The following is a 14552-nucleotide window of genomic DNA, read 5'->3' on the forward strand; positions in this document are numbered from 1 at the left end:
GCGCCAGCGCCGCCGCGTCCGGTTGGGGGCCGGCCGTTGTCCGTCCCGGCGGGCGCCCCGCGACGTGCTCCGCCCTTAGCGTCAGGGGCCACGAGCTGCGAGGGGCGGTACCCATGAACTGGCTGATCCACGACTACCGCGAGGACGATCTCGCCACCGTCGTCCACCTGATCGACACCACGGCCGAGCTGGGCCAGGAGTCGGTGTTCTCGCTGGCCGAGTGCATCGGCGCGCTGACCGGGCGCCAGCCGGCGGTGGTGGCGGTGCACGACGGCGCCGCGATCGGGGCGGCGCTGGCCTGCACGGCGGGCGACCGGGCCTGGGTGATGCGGATCGCCATCGCACCCGGCTGGCGCGGCCTCGGCGTGGCGAGCGCCCTGCTGCGCGAGCTTGAGCGCCGGCTGGTGGCGCTGCGGGTGCGCCGGATCGCGTACGTGCTGCCCGAGGAGGAGCTGCTCGGCGAGGGCCTGCGCAACGCCGGCTACACCCGGCGCCCGGCCGCCGCGTACTTCGAGAAGACCGAGCCCGCGACCGGGCCCTCGGTCGACCTGCTGGAGGAGCTGGGCGGCCGGCTGCTGCCGAGCGGCCTGTGGGACGCGGTGGCCGGGATGGAGGCGGAGAAGAGCCTGATCGAGCGCCGGATCGTGCTCCCGCTCGCCGAACCCGAGCTGGCGGCCCGGCACGGCGTACGGCCGCCACGCGCGATCGCCCTGTTCGGACCGCCCGGCACCGGCAAGACCACCTTCGCCCGGGCCATCGCCTCCCGACTGGGCTGGCCGTTCGTCGAACTGCTGCCCTCCCGGCTGGCCGACCAGGGCAACCTGGCGGCGGCGCTGCGCGAAGCGTTCGCCCGGATCGGCGAGTTGGAGCGGGTGCTGGTCTTCATCGACGAGGTGGAGGAGATCGCCACGGTCCGCGGCGACCGGCCGGACAGCGCGGCGCACGGGATCACCAACGAGCTGCTGAAGATCATCCCGGGCTTCCGGGAGCAGGACGAACGGCTGCTGGTCTGCGCCACCAACTCGGTGCGGTCGCTGGACCCGGCCTTCCTGCGCCCGGGCCGGTTCGACTACCTGGTGCCGATCGGCACCCCGGACGCCGCGGCCCGCGCCGCGATCTGGCGCCGCTACGCCGCCGAGCGCGCCGATGTCGACGTGGACGTGCTGGTCGCCGCCAGCGAGCTGTTCACCCCCGCCGACATCGAGCACGCCGCCCGCGGCGCCGCCCAGGCCGCCTTCGAACGCGACCTGGCCGGTGCGCACGGCGGCGCGGTCGCGGGCGCGGGCGCGGGCGCGGGCGCGGGCGCGGGCGCGGGCGCGGGCGCGGGCAGCGAGGTGGTAGCGGGCGCGAGCACCGAGGACTACCTCGCCACGCTCGCCCGCTGCCGCCCGACCGTGAGCGCGGCGATGATCGAGGAATTCACCGCCGACATCGCCACCCACGCCCGGATCTGACGGACAACTCCCTCATGGCGCGCCTACGCTGGGCGCCATGACGTCCCGACCGCCCGTGCCCGACTGGCTCCGCGAGGCCGTGCTCTACCAGGTGTATCCGCAGAGCTTCGCGGACACCGACGGCGACGGCATCGGCGATCTGCCCGGCCTGACCGCCCGCCTGGACCACCTGGCCTGGCTCGGGGTCACCGCAGTGTGGCTGAGCCCGTGCTTCGCCTCGGAGTTCGGCGACGCCGGCTACGACGTGGCGGACTATCTCAGCATCGCCCCGCGCTACGGCAGCACCGCGGACCTCGTCGCGCTGGTCGAGGCGGCCCGCGCGCGGGGCATCCGGGTGCTGCTCGACCTGGTGCCCGGGCACACCTCGCACCGGCACCCCTGGTTCCAGCACTCCGCACAGACCCCCGGCGACGACCGCTACATCTGGTCTGACCGGATCACCAGGCCGGTCGGCGAGTGGATCCCCAACCAGGGTGCGCGCGGCGGCTTCTACCGCGCCAACTTCTACCCGATCCAGCCCGCGCTCAACTTCGGCTACGCCCGCCCCGACCCCGCCGAGCCCTGGCGCCAGCCGGTCGACGCGCCCGGACCGCTCGCCAACCGGGCGGCGCTGCGCGAGATCATGCGGTACTGGTTCGACCTCGGGGTGGCCGGCTTCCGGGTCGACATGGCCTCCTCGCTGGTCAAGGACGACCCGGGGCACCTGGAAACCGGCCGGCTCTGGGGCGAGCTGCGCGACTGGCTGGACGCCCACTACCCGGACCGGGTGCTGCTCGCCGAGTGGGGCGACCCGGCGGTCTCCATCCCGGCCGGACTGCACGCCGACTTCTTCCTGCACTTCACCGGTCGCGCGCTGCGCTCGCTCTGGGACAACGGCACTGGCAGCCAAGGCAGTTGGGCGCACGGCGAGCCCTGCTTCTTCGACCCGCAGGGGCGCGGCTCGACGGCCGAGTTCCTGGCCGCCTGGCGGCAGGCCGAGGCCGCCGTCGACGGCACCGGCTGCATCGCGCTGCCCACTGCCAACCACGACTTCTCCCGACTGGCCTGCGGCCCGCGCACCCACGAGCAACTCCCCGCCGCCTTCGCCTTCCTGCTGACCTGGCCGACCCTGCCGGTGATCTACTACGGTGACGAGATCGGCATGCGCTTCGTCCCCGGGCTGCCGGAGAAGGAGGGCAGCCAGTTCGGCACCGAGCAGCGGCAGGGCTCGCGCACCCCCATGCAGTGGGACGACGGCCCGGGGGCCGGCTTCTCCACCGCCGCCGAGCTCTACCTCCCGCTGGACCCCGACCCCGGGCGTCCCAGCGTGGCGGCCCAGCGCGCCGAGCCCGACTCGCTGCTGCAGCACGTGCGCCGGCTGATCCGGCTGCGCCGCGACACCCCCGCGCTCGGGCCGGGCGGCAGCGTCGAAGTCCTGCACGAGGACTACCCGTTCGTCCACCTGCGCGGCGGCACGCATCTGGTGGTGGTCAACCCGCGCCGGGCGGCCGCCCAACTGCCCCTGGAACTCCCGCTCCTGCCGCTGGCGGTGCACGGGGTCGAGGCGGCAGACGGCCTGGTCCGGGCGGCCGGCTTCTCCTACGGGATCTTCGAACTGGCGGCGGCGCGGTGAGCGAGGCCGAAGAAGGATCGAGCTGCTCTGGCTCGGCGCCGCAGAACTCAACCCGGCTCCCCCGCTGCGGGCGCCGACTGGACCGCTGAGCCCCTCGCCCGGGCACTCGCCGAATCGCCCGGTTGATATGTCGTATTTATGCTGCCAACGATGACAATCAACCGCCGCAGGATTCTGCGTACCGCTACCCAGCTGGCCGCTCTCACAGCGGCGGGCGCCGTCCTTCCCAGCTGCGGGAAGGAGGCCACCGCCACCGCGAGCCGACCGCTGACCACGTCCTTCGCCGCGCCCGGGCGACCACCCCTCGCGCCCGACGCGCCGGGCGCACCCACCGTGGCCCCCGCCTTAACCAGGCTGCAGGCGTCCGAACCGGCCCAGCCCGCCCAGCTGGCCTCGCCGGCGGCCACCGCCCCCGCGGCGCCCACGCCCCCGGTGCTGGTGCCGCTGGCCGATGACACCCCGTTCGAGGTGGTCAACGGCCCGCGCGACCGCCAGCAGATCGCCCTCACCTTCCACGGGCAGGGCGATCCGGAGCTGGCCACCGCGATCCTGCAGGCCGCCGAGCAGCACGGCGCCAAGGTGACCGTGCTGGCCGTCGGCACCTGGCTGGAGGAGCAGCCGCAGATGGCCCGGCGGATCCTGGACGGCGGGCACGAGCTGGGCAACCACACCCAGAACCACCTCGACATCTGCAGCATGTCGCCGGACCAGGCGTACGACGAGATCGCCGAGTGCGCCGACCACCTGAAGGAGCTCACCGGCTCGATCGGCCGCTGGTTCCGCCCCTCCGCCGCCCAGTACGCCACCGCCACGGTCAAGGAGCAGGCCCGCAAGGTCGGCTACGAGCACTGCCTCTCCTTCGGCCTGGACCCGCGCGACTACTCCGACCCGGGCGCGGACGTCGTCCAGCGCCGTATCCTCGGCTCGGTCCGGGCCGGTTCGATCGTCGCCCTGCACATGGGCCACCAGGGCACCGTGGACGCCCTGCCGAACCTGCTGGACGCGCTCAGCCAGCGCGGCCTGACTGCGGTGACCGCCAGCGAGCTGCTGTCCTGAGCCCACGCCTGAACTGAGCCCACGCCTGAACACCATGCGGCCCTTCCCTTCCGCTGTTCGGCCGTGAAAGGCTCGCCCCATGCGCTATGTGATCATCGGGGCGGGGGCGATCGGCGGCGCCCTGGGCGGGCGGCTGCACGAGGGCGGGCACGAGGTGGTGCTGGTCGCGCGAGGCCGCCATCTGAGCGCCCTTCAGGCCGACGGCCTGCGGTTCAGCACCCCGGAGTCCACCCGCACGCTGCGCATCCACGCCGTCGGCGGCCCGGAGGAGCTGACGCTGCACCCGGACGACGTCCTGCTCCTGACGGTGAAGACCCAGCACAGCGCCGATCTGCTGGAGACCTGGGCCGGCCAACCGGTGCTCGGCGGCGGCACGGCCGGCGACCTGCTGCCGCTGGTCTGCGCGCAGAACGGGGTGGAGAGCGAACGGCTCGCGCTGCGCCGCTTCCGCCGCGTCTACGGGATGTGCCTCTGGATGCCCGCCTCCCACCTGGAGCCCGGGCACGTCGCCGCACCCGGCGCGCCGCTCAGCGGCATCCTCACCCTGGGCCGCTACCCGGCCGGCGCCGACGACACCGTCCGCGCGATCGCCGACGACCTGGAGAAGTCCCACTTCCGGGCCCCGGTGCGGGAGGACGTGCTGCGCTGGAAGTACGGCAAGCTGATCGGCAACCTGGCGAACGTCATCGACGCCCTGGCCGGACCGATCGTCGACGGGCCCCTCATGGAGTTCTACCGGCACACCCTCGCCGAGGGCGAGCGGGTGCTGACCGCGGCGGGGATCGACTACCTGCCCGCCGCCGAGGAGCAGGTACTGCGCGGCGACCAGCGGCGCGACCCGGTGGAGGGCGTGGAGTACGACGGCAACTCCTCCCGGCAGAGCGTGAGCCGCGGCGCCGGCTCGATCGAGACGGACTTCCTGAACGGCGAGATCGTGCTGCTCGCCCGCCTGCACGGCGTGCCCGCCCCGCTGAACGAGCGCCTGCAGCACCTCGCCACGGCCTTCATCCGCGACGGCCGCCCCGCCGGGAGCCTGACGCCGGAGGAGCTCACCGCGCCGGCCGCGCTCTGAGCTCTCACCCACCCAGCGGGTCGTCGGGCCCGTACGGACGCAACCGCAGGGTGCGGGCGTCCAGCTCCCGGATCTGCTCGGCGCACGCACACAGCAGCTCCAGGTTGTCCCGCCCCGCGTGAATGAACCGCCCGTGCAGCGCGTCGAACCGGCCGCGAGCCGCGTCCACCGCCACCGCCACCATGTACGGGATGCTGTTCCACTCCTTCATCCCCGCGAACATCGGCATCCCGGCCGTCATGTCGGTTGCCACCGCGCCGGGGCTGATGTCCAGCACCACCACATGGTGCTCGGCGAGCGAGTCGGCGATGTTGTCGGAGAGCTGCAGCAGCGCGCCCTTGGACGTCGCATACGCCGTGTAGTGGCCGTCGGGGCGCAGCGCAAAGCCGGAGTTGAGGTTGAGGATCCGGCCGCGCCGGCGCTCCACCATGCCGGGCAGCACACTGCGCATCAGGTTGAACGGCCCGCGCAGGTTCACCTCGACCACCTGCCACCACTGCGCCGAGTCCACCTCCCAGATCGGCTCCTCGCGCCGGTCGATCTGGCCGGCGTTGTTCACCAGCAGGTCGATCGGCCCCAGGTCGCGCTCGATGGCCCGGACCGCCTCGCGCACCGCCCCGGGCCGGGCCACGTCGGCCGACACCGCCACTCCCCTGGCCCCCAGCCGCACGCACGCCTTCAGCGTGTCGATCAAGGACTGCTGCGAGCGGCCGACCAGCCCCACCGCCATCCCCTCGGCGGCCAACCCCAACGCGATCTCCCGTCCGATCCCCCGGCCCCCACCCGTGACCAGGCCCACCTGCCCGTCCAGCGTCCCGCTGCGCATGACTCGCTCCCTTGGTGTCGGCCGACAGCATCCTCCCGCCCGTCCCGCCCGCGCCCCGGCCACACGGACAAGCCCGGCCACCTCATCCGATCGGCCGAACCTCCGGCCGAGTAGGCGCTTCAGCCACTCGGAGTAGTACCGTCAAGCGACAAGGGCGGCGATCCCGCCCGGCAGTGAATCTTGAAAGGCAGATGAGTGAGCGACATCGCGCGCGTCGGAGTGGTCGGCTGCGGCCTCATGGGATCGGGCATCGCCGAGGTGTTCGCCCGGGCCGGACTGGACGTCCTGGTCTCGGAGGCAAGCAGCGAGGCCCTGGAGTACGGCCGTACCCGGCTGACCAACTCGCTGGAGACCGCCGTCAAGCGCGGCAAGCTCACCGAGGAGCAGCGCGACGAGGCGCTCTCCCGGCTCTCCTTCACCACGGACCTCGCCGACTTCGCCGACCGCGACCTCGCGGTCGAGGCGGTCGCCGAACGCGAGGACATCAAGATCCAGATCTTCCAGAAGCTGGACCAGGTGATGCAGCGCCGCGACGCCGTCATCGCGTCCAACACCTCCTCGATCCCGATCGTCAAGCTCGCCGCGTCCACCTCGCGGCCCGAGCAGGTGATCGGCCTGCACTTCTTCAACCCCGCCCCCGTGCAGCGCCTGGTCGAGGTCATCCCGACCCTCACCACCTCCGCCGAGACCACCGCCCGCGTCGAATCCTTCGCCATCCAGGTCCTCGGCAAGGAGCCGATCCGCGCCCGTGACCGGGCCGGCTTCGTGGTCAACGCCCTCCTGGTGCCCTACCTTCTCTCCGCCGTCCGGATGTTCGAGTCCGGCGTCGCCACCGCCGCCGACATCGACAAGGGCATGGAGGCCGGCTGCGCCCACCCGATGGGCCCGCTGCGCCTGTGCGACCTGATCGGCCTGGACACCATCGCCTCGATCGCCGACTCGATGTACGACGAGTACAAGGAAGCGCTGTACGCCGCTCCCCCGCTGCTCTCCCGCATGGTCGACGCGGGCCTGCTGGGCCGCAAGTCCGGCCGCGGCTTCTACGACTACACCGCCTCCGCCTCCGCCTGACCGACCGTCCGACTGACCGTCTGACTCGACGTCAACTCACCCGCTGCGGGGCCTTCGCAATGCCCCCAGCGCCCGGGCGGAGCGACTTCTTGCGCGTGATCGGCAGCTCGTGTCAACATGGCGACAGCACCACACGTGCGCCAACTCATGAAAGGCCCGGCCGACTTCGGCTGGGCCTTTCGGCATTCCGGGAGCAGACATGCGCATCACGGCAACCCGCGGCACCCACACCGTGACGATCGAACTGGACGGCTCCAGCCCGGCCTTGCTCCGGCAAGCCGAAGCCGCAGCCCTCCGCCTGCTCGGCGATCCGACCGAGCCGGCAGCCAAAGCCCCCATTGGCTTCACCGGTGATTCGCCGACCCCTACGAAGACACGAAAACCGGGCTGACCGGTGCCGCTCTCAGCGTCTGGTGCCGCGATCGCAGGGGACGGCGCCGACGATATCCAGGCGACGCTACCCGCTCCGGCCACTCCGTCTCGGCACTTCACCGGTTCAGCCTCGTTCCATGCGCCAGTGCGGCATCCTGATGCCTCAACCAGCAGAGAGGAAGGCCGCCATGGCGCGCGAGTTCCGCTTCATCGGCACCACGTCCGACCGCAACGAGTGCCCAGTTCTGTACGAGCTGCCCGGTGATCGGGTCGCGGTGCAGGGTGAACTCGTGACCGATCCGGACGAGCTCGCCCAGATGGTCAAGTTCGGCGAGGCCGATGCAGTGGTCGTCGTCCCGCGCGAGCTCCTGACCCGCTTCGCGCCGAAGCAGTAGCTGGTGCCCGACCTGCTGCCGGCCGGACCGGCTTTGTCGCGGCTCTTCGAGGAGTTCGAGCACACCGCATGGCGCTTGGAGTCGCAGCCGTCGTACGAGGCTGACGAGCGCACTGAGACATACGCCCAGTGGCTACGTGGAGAGTCGTGGCCGGACGAGTCCGACGACCCCTGGTACGCCCAGCGCCGGGCGCTGATCGACACCGGGCGGCGGATCGAGCGGGTGCGCCTGGTGAGCCAGCCCGCGACCGATGGTGAGCGGTACCTGCTCGCGCGAGCTCCGCTCACGCTCGCCGTCGGCGAGGACATCCGGTACCTTTGGCGACCGAACGCGGAGCGGCTGAGCCTGCCACGGATCGACGTGTGGATCTTCGACTCACGCTTTGGGGCGCTCTTCCACTATGACGGCTCGCGGCAGCTCGGCATCGAGCTGATTGAAGACCCCGCTCGTGTGCTGGGTTTCTGCCAGGTGCGGGATGCGGCCTGGCATCACGCCATCCCGCACGCCGAGTTCACCAGGGCGGTACCGTCCACCATGTGAGCACCGATTACCAGAGGGCCCGGGAGATGCTCGGTGCGCGGCTTCGCGAGCTGCGCGCCGAGACCGGCCTGACAGCACGTCAGTTCGCCGCCCGTTGCGGCTGGTCGGCGCACTCGAAAGTCTCGAAACTGGAGACTGGTAGGCAGACTGCCACCGTGGCTGACCTGGAGGACTGGGCAGCGGCGGCCCGTCGGCCCGAGCTGGCTGCAGATCTGGCGATCCAACTCCGAGGCCTTGAGACGCAGCATCAGTCGGTCCAACGGGAGATCGCGGCTGGCTACGCGCCGCTCCAGGAGGCCACGCACCTCCGCCACCAGCAGACGGCGGCGGTCCGCGGCTACGAAGCAACGGTGATACCAGGCATCCTCCAGACTGCCGACTACGCCCGAGCTGTGCTGACGATGGCCGGAGAGCTGCACGGTGGTACTGCCGACGTTGAGCAGGCCGTCCGTGCTCGACTTCGCCGGCAGGATGTGCTGTACGAGGCGGGAAGGCGCTACCAGGTGCTGATCTGGGAGGCCGTGCTGCACGAGCTCGTATGCCCAGCTGAGGCGATGGCGGCCCAGCTGGACCGGCTGATCGGTCTGCTGGGCCTGGACACGCTGGCGCTGGGGATCGTCCCGCTTGGCGCCCGCCTCGGCAGTACGTTGAAGCACGGTTTCTGGATCTTCGATGACCAGCGTGTGACTGTTGAGACGGTGCACGCGTCGTTGTGGGTAGACGATCCGGAGCACATCGCGCTGTACGGGCGGGCGTGGTCGACCCTGGAGCGGTCAGCGGTGTATCGGGCGGAGGCGCACCGGCTGATCGCTCGCGCGCGGGCTGCGCTGGGATCTCTCTGAGAACCGTTTCGAACCACAGGAACCGGCCGGAGAACCAGAGAGAAACAACGACGTCAGGTGTTGAACCGCTCACCTAGCGTTGCCCCCATGGCAGATCTTGCGGTAGCCGTGCCGCAGCCCGCCGCCGGGCTGCCGTACGCAGAAACAATCCTGACGTACAACCAGCTACACGAACTGGCATGCGTACGCTGCGGCAGCTCACGGCCGCCTTTGGTGTCCGCTGGCCACCTGCTCGTGGACGGCCTCTCCTGGGTCGTCGTGGCGTGTGCGGACCACACCGGGGAGGGGTCCTGATGGGGATCCCTACCGACCGGCGGCACACGGATGTGCATGTTGGGGCCCGGACGTGGATGGTGGAGCACGGGCTTCACTCGGAGCCGGACGGCTATCTCGGCCATGGGTATGTCGGACTTTGCCTGCGGGCGTGGCCGGGGGCTTCGGGGGCGCCGTTGCAACTGGCGGTGGAGTGGGCGTTGTTGACGTGGCGGCTGGACGATGTGCTCGACGTGGAGTTGCGTGAGGCGGCGCCGCTGGACGTGGGCGGGTTCGTTGGGCGTCTGGTTGACACGGTGGAGGAGAGTGAGCCGGTCACCCCCGAGGATCATCCCGCTGTGCGGGCGCTGGCCGATCTGGTCGAGCGGACGCGGCAGGTCATGCCGGGGGACTGGTGGGACCGGTACCAGGGCCATATGGTCGCTTGGATCGAGGCGGCGCACGGGAAGTTGGTCGATTTCGTGCAGCCGGGTCGAGTGCCGACGCTGCGGGAGTACATGACGATCCGGCCGCCGGACGGGGGGATGGTGCTCGCCGCGATGTGGACGGAGTTGGCGCAGCAGGTCGTCACGCCGGACTGGGAGAGTCCACTGGTGCAGTCGCTGTTGGCAGCGTTCTCGGCGTGCGGGTACCTCGCCAACGACCTCGCCGCCGGTGCCGGCGACACCTTCACTGCGCTCGACGCGCTGGCGCGCAGCGAGGGCATGCCGCCCACCGCCGCCCGGGAGAAAGTACGCGAGCAACTGCACGCCGAAGAAGGCCGCTTCTGGTGGCTGCGCTGCGCGCTGCGGGAGTACTCGGATGAGGCGCGCCCGTCGGCGGCGCGGGACGGTTTGATGGAGGACACCGCCCGGTTCGCGATGCACCTCGACTCATTCCGGCACGCGCTGCGCGAATGGACCTCCGCCAGCACCCGGTACGCACCGCCCACGCCGGAGGGACGGAACGCGGTCGCGCACCAGCTGCGCCGGACCGTCATCGGCCGCCACTGAGAAGGGTCAGGGGCTCGGGGTCGGGAGGGGCGGGGCTGCCTGGGCTGCGGCGGCGATGGTCGGGTCGGCCAGGACCTTGGCGTACTGCCGCTGGATCAGAGCCGTCGCCGCGGCTCGGTCGGCCTTGGCCGGGACCCAGAGGTCGACGTTGACGGCGATATCGCCGACCACGGCATAGGACTCGGTCCAGACCTTGCCGTTGCCGTTGAGCCCTGCGTGCTCGAAGGCCCGGGCGTCACCGCTGTCGGGAATCGCGTACGAGCCGCTGCTGCCAACGACGTTCCCGGTTCCGCCCTGGACGTTGAGGGTGAAGCTCTGGGCTCCAGCCACCGAGGCGAACTGCAGCAGTTGGACGTTCGCCTCAGTCCCGTCGGAGGCGACCCAATCCTCGCGGACCGCGTACTGGAAGCCTCGAGTCGTCTCCTCGGCGGTGACCTTCGGCTGGTTGGCCGTGGTGGCGAAGCGAGTGACGAACTGCTGCAGCGTCAGGATGCCCGTGGGCCCGTTCCGGCCGTCGTCCGGCCACGGCCGGGAGTCGGCGGGCGGAGTCACCAAGTCGCTCACCAGGCGGCTCTGGTCGCTCGCGTTCGCCGCGACCGGCGCGGGAGCGGTGCGGGCTGAGGTCGGCAGCGGCGAGGGGGTGGTGACCTGGCTGGTCAGCCGGGTGTACTGGGCCTGCGAGAGCTGCTTCAGTCCTGCGGCCTCGGGAGCGCCGTCGGTGTAGTAGTGCAGGTCGACCGCGACGTTGCCGACGGAGAACCACGCGCTGTTGCGGATGTACCCGAGCTGGTCCAGGGCGCCGGCGGTGTACGCCTCGGCCCCCGGAATGCCCGGCACCGCGACGAGCGATTCGACCGGCAGCTGCGTCATCGCGGCGCTCGCCGAGCCCCAGCTGACAAAGTCCTGCGCCCCCGCGTCCCGGGCGAACTGGACTAGGTAGACATCGACGTTTGTGCCGTCCAGCGCATCCCAGTTCGTCTCGACGGCGTACTTGAAGCCATCGCCGTCGAGGTCGCGCTTCTCAGTGTCCTGGAACTGATCGCCGGGGACGCCGCCCACAAACTGGTCACGATTCAGGATGCCGCCGGGTGCCAGGGTGCCCTGGCTGTAGGGCCGGGATCCGACCGGTGCGGTCAGCAGCTCGCTCTTCAACTGGTCAGCGGTCAGGACCTTCTCCGGAGCGAGGACGCCACCGCAGCCACCCAGTGCCGTGACAGCGAGGGTGGCGGCGAGCACGATGCCGGCCGTGCGGAAGAGGTGCTGGGACTGCTGGGGCACGGTGAACCATTCGGGATAGCAGAGGCAAGATCAAACATCATCGCGGATGCAGATCACGCCCATGTCACACCACAGCGGCGCCGGCTCAGCTCCCCCCTCCTGGAGCTGAGACGGCCCGGCTCGCGTGCTTCGGCATCAGCCGCCCGGCGGGGGTGGGCCCGACCCCTGTACGGGCCCACCCCCGCCGCGCGGCTGATGCCGACCGCGTCACGGCACCGCGCACCAGGAGGTGTCGTGCCGTCGCGTACCTGGGGCTATCCGGGTGCGCGGGGCGATCGGGTGCCGAAATCCGCGGTCGTCCTGCGGGCGGGGGTTGGGTGATGACACACTCATCCTTGTCTCCAGTGATGGGTGACACCGTCCCCTGCCTGCGGGCATGGCGGTCCTGAACGGGTCGAGGCGGCACAGGACTCCCGGCGATAACGGCCGGGGGGCGCTGCGTTCTCCTCGATAGCGGACAGTACTTGATGTACTCTTGGCTATCAAGCTGGTAGTCGAAAGTACCCTGCTGCCCGCCTGACCCACTTCGACCGTTCGTATTCAGGAGTACCGGGATGCCTGCCCGCCATTTTGACGGCCGCGATCTGCGTCGGATGCGCCGAGCCGCAGAGCGCACCCAGGCCGACGTGGCGGACGCGCTGGGGGTGCGGCGTCCCACCGTCGCGAAGTGGGAGAGCGGCGAGACCTTCCCCGAGGCCGAGCGGTTGTCGGCTCTGGCCGCCACACTCGGGGGGACGCTGGACGAGCTGTTCCCGCGCGACGGGGAGCCGGATCTGGCCGATCTGCGGTGCGACGCCGGCTATCCGCAGAACCGCACCGGCGAGATCATCGGGACGAAGTCGCATATCCCGGTCAGCAACGCCGAGCGCGGGGTGCGCCGCCTGGACCCCGGCTACGTACCGAAGTTGGCGCAGGCGTACGGCGTCAGCGAGGCGCTGCTGCTGGCGGCGCAGGACCGCTCGTTCGGGGAGCTCACACCTGCGCTGGGCCAGAGGGGCCAGAGCGCGCAGGCCCGCACGCCGACGCCCCACACGCCGACCCCGCAGACGCTCGCCGAGAAGATCCGCTATCTGCTGGAGCGCACCTTCAGCCCCGCCGAACGCCCCTCGGACGAGGCGATCGCCGCCGCCGTCAACGCCAGGGCCGGCCGGTACGTGCTCGGCGAGGCCCAGGTGCGCGCGCTGCGCACCGGGGAGCCGCCGGCACCGCAGGTGCTGGCGGAGCTGCCGGAGAGCCTGGTGTACGAGGGGCTGTCCGAGGTGTTCGGCGTCTCGCCGCTCTTCTTCCAGTCCAACGAGCAGGTCGAGCGCCAGGTCGTCGAGGGCATCCAGCTCATGGTGCACGGCACCGGCCTCGCCCTGGCCGCGCGGGGCGACCAGGGCGGCGGGCTCTCCGCTCAGGCGATGGCGAAGATCAACGAGCTGGTGGCAGCCCTGCGCCGGGGGAAGATCCCCGACGCGGGCAGTGAGTAGCCGACAGAACCACCAGAGATGGCACTCACAACGCGTACTCCTGCGCCGCCTCCCGCAGTTGGCCGACCTGGCCGGCGTCGACGGCGGTGTAGGCGTCCTGCACCCGCACCAGCCAGGAGGCCTCCGCGTCGCTGTCACTGATCGGCTTGCTGGGCAGCGCGGGCGAGGGCACGTCGCTGCGCTCACCGGCGGCCAGCGCGTGCAGCGCGGCCCTGATCCACAGGGCCTCGGCGGCGGGCCCGGGGTCGGGGGTCGAGGCGGCGGCGTCCTCGGCGGCGAACAGCAGCGTCGGCGGGGCGTAGTGGCGCAGCTGGTCGACGGCGTCGGCGATGTCCTGGGTGCAGCGGTCCAGCCGGACGTCCAGCGGCGGCGAGATGCGCGCGGCCTCGCGCCAGCGGCCCGCGGGGGGCTGGAACGCAGTCCCCGGGAACGCCGTCATCAGGTCGTTCCACAGCGGGTACAGGCGCCACAGCGCGCGCCAGGACCGCCACCGGGTGGCCGCGGCGTTGGTGGTGGGGATGCTGACTCCGGCGGCGAACAGGAAGAACAGCACGATCTGCAGCGCCTCGGTGTCACGGCCGAGCGCCGTGTCGAAGCTGTGGCTCAGGTGGTGGAAGACCGCGACCCACATGAAGGCCGTACGGATCACCACATACGCCACGCCGAGGGCCATCGCGACGGCCATCAGCAGCAGGCCGGCGCGCAGCAGCCGGGTCTCGGCGCGGCGCGCCGCGCTGGACCACTGGTAGCAGGTGACGGCGGAGGAGGCGCCCAGGTAGATGTAGAAGATGGACTCGTAAAGGGAGGCACCCCACTGGCCCGCGTGGTCGGCGACGAAGTCCGTGCTGGGGTGCGAGCGGTTCACCACCGTGAAGAACAGCACGGTCATCAGGGCCAGTTGGCCGATCGCCGCCTTCCAGGCGACCCGCTCGATCCAGCGCGCGACGGCGACGTGGCGCGGTATGACCTCCTCGTCGGTCTTGCCGTAGCTGGCCACCACGTAGGTGAGGATCGCCAGCAGCGCGGCCGTGCTCACGTAGTGCTTGAGCAGGATGGAGATGTCCGTGATCGGCGAGTCGTTCAGCCACTTCGCCACCGCGGGGCTCTTGAGCCAGAGCGCGGCGGCGAAGCCGACGTAGCAGCCCCACAGCGCGCGTCGGTGCGAGTCGCCATAGAGGACGGCGGGGAGCCGCCACACGGCGACCGCGGTCATCGTGGCCGCGACGGCGTAGGCCCAGAAACCAAGCACGGGGGACTGCTCCTTATTCTTGCTTCACCGAGCAACCGGAGGATGCCC

At 71.3% G+C, this 14552-nt stretch carries 14 protein-coding genes; 11 read left to right on the plus strand and 3 right to left on the minus strand.

The genetic code is table 11. The features are described from left to right. The first annotated feature begins 113 nt into the window (after positions 1 to 113). The 4 genes from P3T34_RS08505 to P3T34_RS08520 all read left to right on the plus strand — a co-directional run bounded on the left by P3T34_RS08505 (position 114) and on the right by P3T34_RS08520 (position 5194). A complete protein-coding gene (locus tag P3T34_RS08505; RefSeq protein WP_280665390.1) occupies positions 114 to 1454 on the plus strand; it encodes a bifunctional GNAT family N-acetyltransferase/ATP-binding protein in 1341 nt (446 codons plus the stop codon). A gap of 37 nt (positions 1455 to 1491) precedes the next feature. After that, positions 1492 to 3066 (plus strand): alpha-amylase family glycosyl hydrolase, encoded by a 1575-nt coding sequence (locus tag P3T34_RS08510; protein WP_280665391.1) that lies wholly within the window; start codon positions 1492 to 1494, stop codon positions 3064 to 3066. Positions 3067 to 3216: 150 nt separating this feature from the next. Then, entirely contained in the window at positions 3217 to 4122 is a 906-nt protein-coding gene (locus tag P3T34_RS08515; protein ID WP_280665392.1) for a polysaccharide deacetylase family protein, read from the plus strand. A 79-nt stretch (positions 4123 to 4201) separates the two neighbouring features. Further along, complete coding sequence (locus P3T34_RS08520; protein ID WP_280665393.1) at positions 4202 to 5194, plus strand: 2-dehydropantoate 2-reductase N-terminal domain-containing protein; 993 nt, start codon at positions 4202 to 4204, stop codon at positions 5192 to 5194. Between the two features lie 4 nt (positions 5195 to 5198). Here the strand turns inward: P3T34_RS08520 and P3T34_RS08525 are convergent, their stop codons facing one another. Continuing rightward, positions 5199 to 6020 carry an SDR family oxidoreductase gene (locus P3T34_RS08525; protein WP_280665394.1) on the minus strand — a complete coding sequence of 274 codons (822 nt, stop codon included), beginning with the start codon at positions 6018 to 6020 and terminating at the stop codon, positions 5199 to 5201. Between the two features lie 195 nt (positions 6021 to 6215). Here P3T34_RS08525 and P3T34_RS08530 point away from each other — a divergent pair, with 195 nt between their 5' ends. The 6 genes from P3T34_RS08530 (at position 6216) to P3T34_RS08555 (ending at position 10505) form a co-directional block, all read left to right on the plus strand. After that, positions 6216 to 7091: a 3-hydroxybutyryl-CoA dehydrogenase gene (locus tag P3T34_RS08530; RefSeq protein WP_280665395.1), complete on the plus strand. Its 876-nt coding sequence runs from the start codon at positions 6216 to 6218 to the stop codon at positions 7089 to 7091. A gap of 199 nt (positions 7092 to 7290) precedes the next feature. Further along, on the plus strand, positions 7291 to 7482 hold the full coding sequence (locus P3T34_RS08535; RefSeq protein ID WP_280665396.1) for a hypothetical protein: 192 nt from the start codon (positions 7291 to 7293) through the stop codon (positions 7480 to 7482). Positions 7483 to 7651: 169 nt separating this feature from the next. Further along, positions 7652 to 7858 (plus strand): hypothetical protein, encoded by a 207-nt coding sequence (locus P3T34_RS08540; RefSeq protein ID WP_280665397.1) that lies wholly within the window; start codon positions 7652 to 7654, stop codon positions 7856 to 7858. A 3-nt stretch (positions 7859 to 7861) separates the two neighbouring features. Beyond that, positions 7862 to 8398: a DUF6879 family protein gene (locus P3T34_RS08545; protein WP_280665398.1), complete on the plus strand. Its 537-nt coding sequence runs from the start codon at positions 7862 to 7864 to the stop codon at positions 8396 to 8398. Next, positions 8395 to 9240 (plus strand): helix-turn-helix transcriptional regulator, encoded by an 846-nt coding sequence (locus P3T34_RS08550; protein ID WP_280665399.1) that lies wholly within the window; start codon positions 8395 to 8397, stop codon positions 9238 to 9240. The genes P3T34_RS08545 and P3T34_RS08550 overlap by 4 nt, the downstream gene beginning before the upstream one ends. Before the next feature lie 350 nt (positions 9241 to 9590). Further along, on the plus strand, positions 9591 to 10505 hold the full coding sequence (locus P3T34_RS08555; RefSeq protein WP_280665400.1) for a terpene synthase family protein: 915 nt from the start codon (positions 9591 to 9593) through the stop codon (positions 10503 to 10505). 6 nt (positions 10506 to 10511) lie between these two features. Here the strand turns inward: P3T34_RS08555 and P3T34_RS08560 are convergent, their stop codons facing one another. Then, complete coding sequence (locus P3T34_RS08560) at positions 10512 to 11783, minus strand: hypothetical protein (RefSeq protein WP_280665401.1); 1272 nt, start codon at positions 11781 to 11783, stop codon at positions 10512 to 10514. Between the two features lie 554 nt (positions 11784 to 12337). On the opposite strand from P3T34_RS08560, the gene P3T34_RS08565 reads away from it, so the two are divergent. Continuing rightward, positions 12338 to 13255, plus strand: coding sequence for a helix-turn-helix transcriptional regulator (locus P3T34_RS08565; protein ID WP_280665402.1), 918 nt, complete (start codon positions 12338 to 12340; stop codon positions 13253 to 13255). Between the two features lie 25 nt (positions 13256 to 13280). On the opposite strand, the gene P3T34_RS08570 is transcribed toward P3T34_RS08565, so the two are convergent. Next, on the minus strand, positions 13281 to 14504 hold the full coding sequence (locus P3T34_RS08570) for an MAB_1171c family putative transporter (protein WP_280665403.1): 1224 nt from the start codon (positions 14502 to 14504) through the stop codon (positions 13281 to 13283). Positions 14505 to 14552: the final 48 nt, after the last annotated feature.

The organism is Kitasatospora sp. MAP12-44 (genome assembly GCF_029892095.1).
Taxonomy (GTDB): Bacteria; Actinomycetota; Actinomycetes; order Streptomycetales; family Streptomycetaceae; genus Kitasatospora.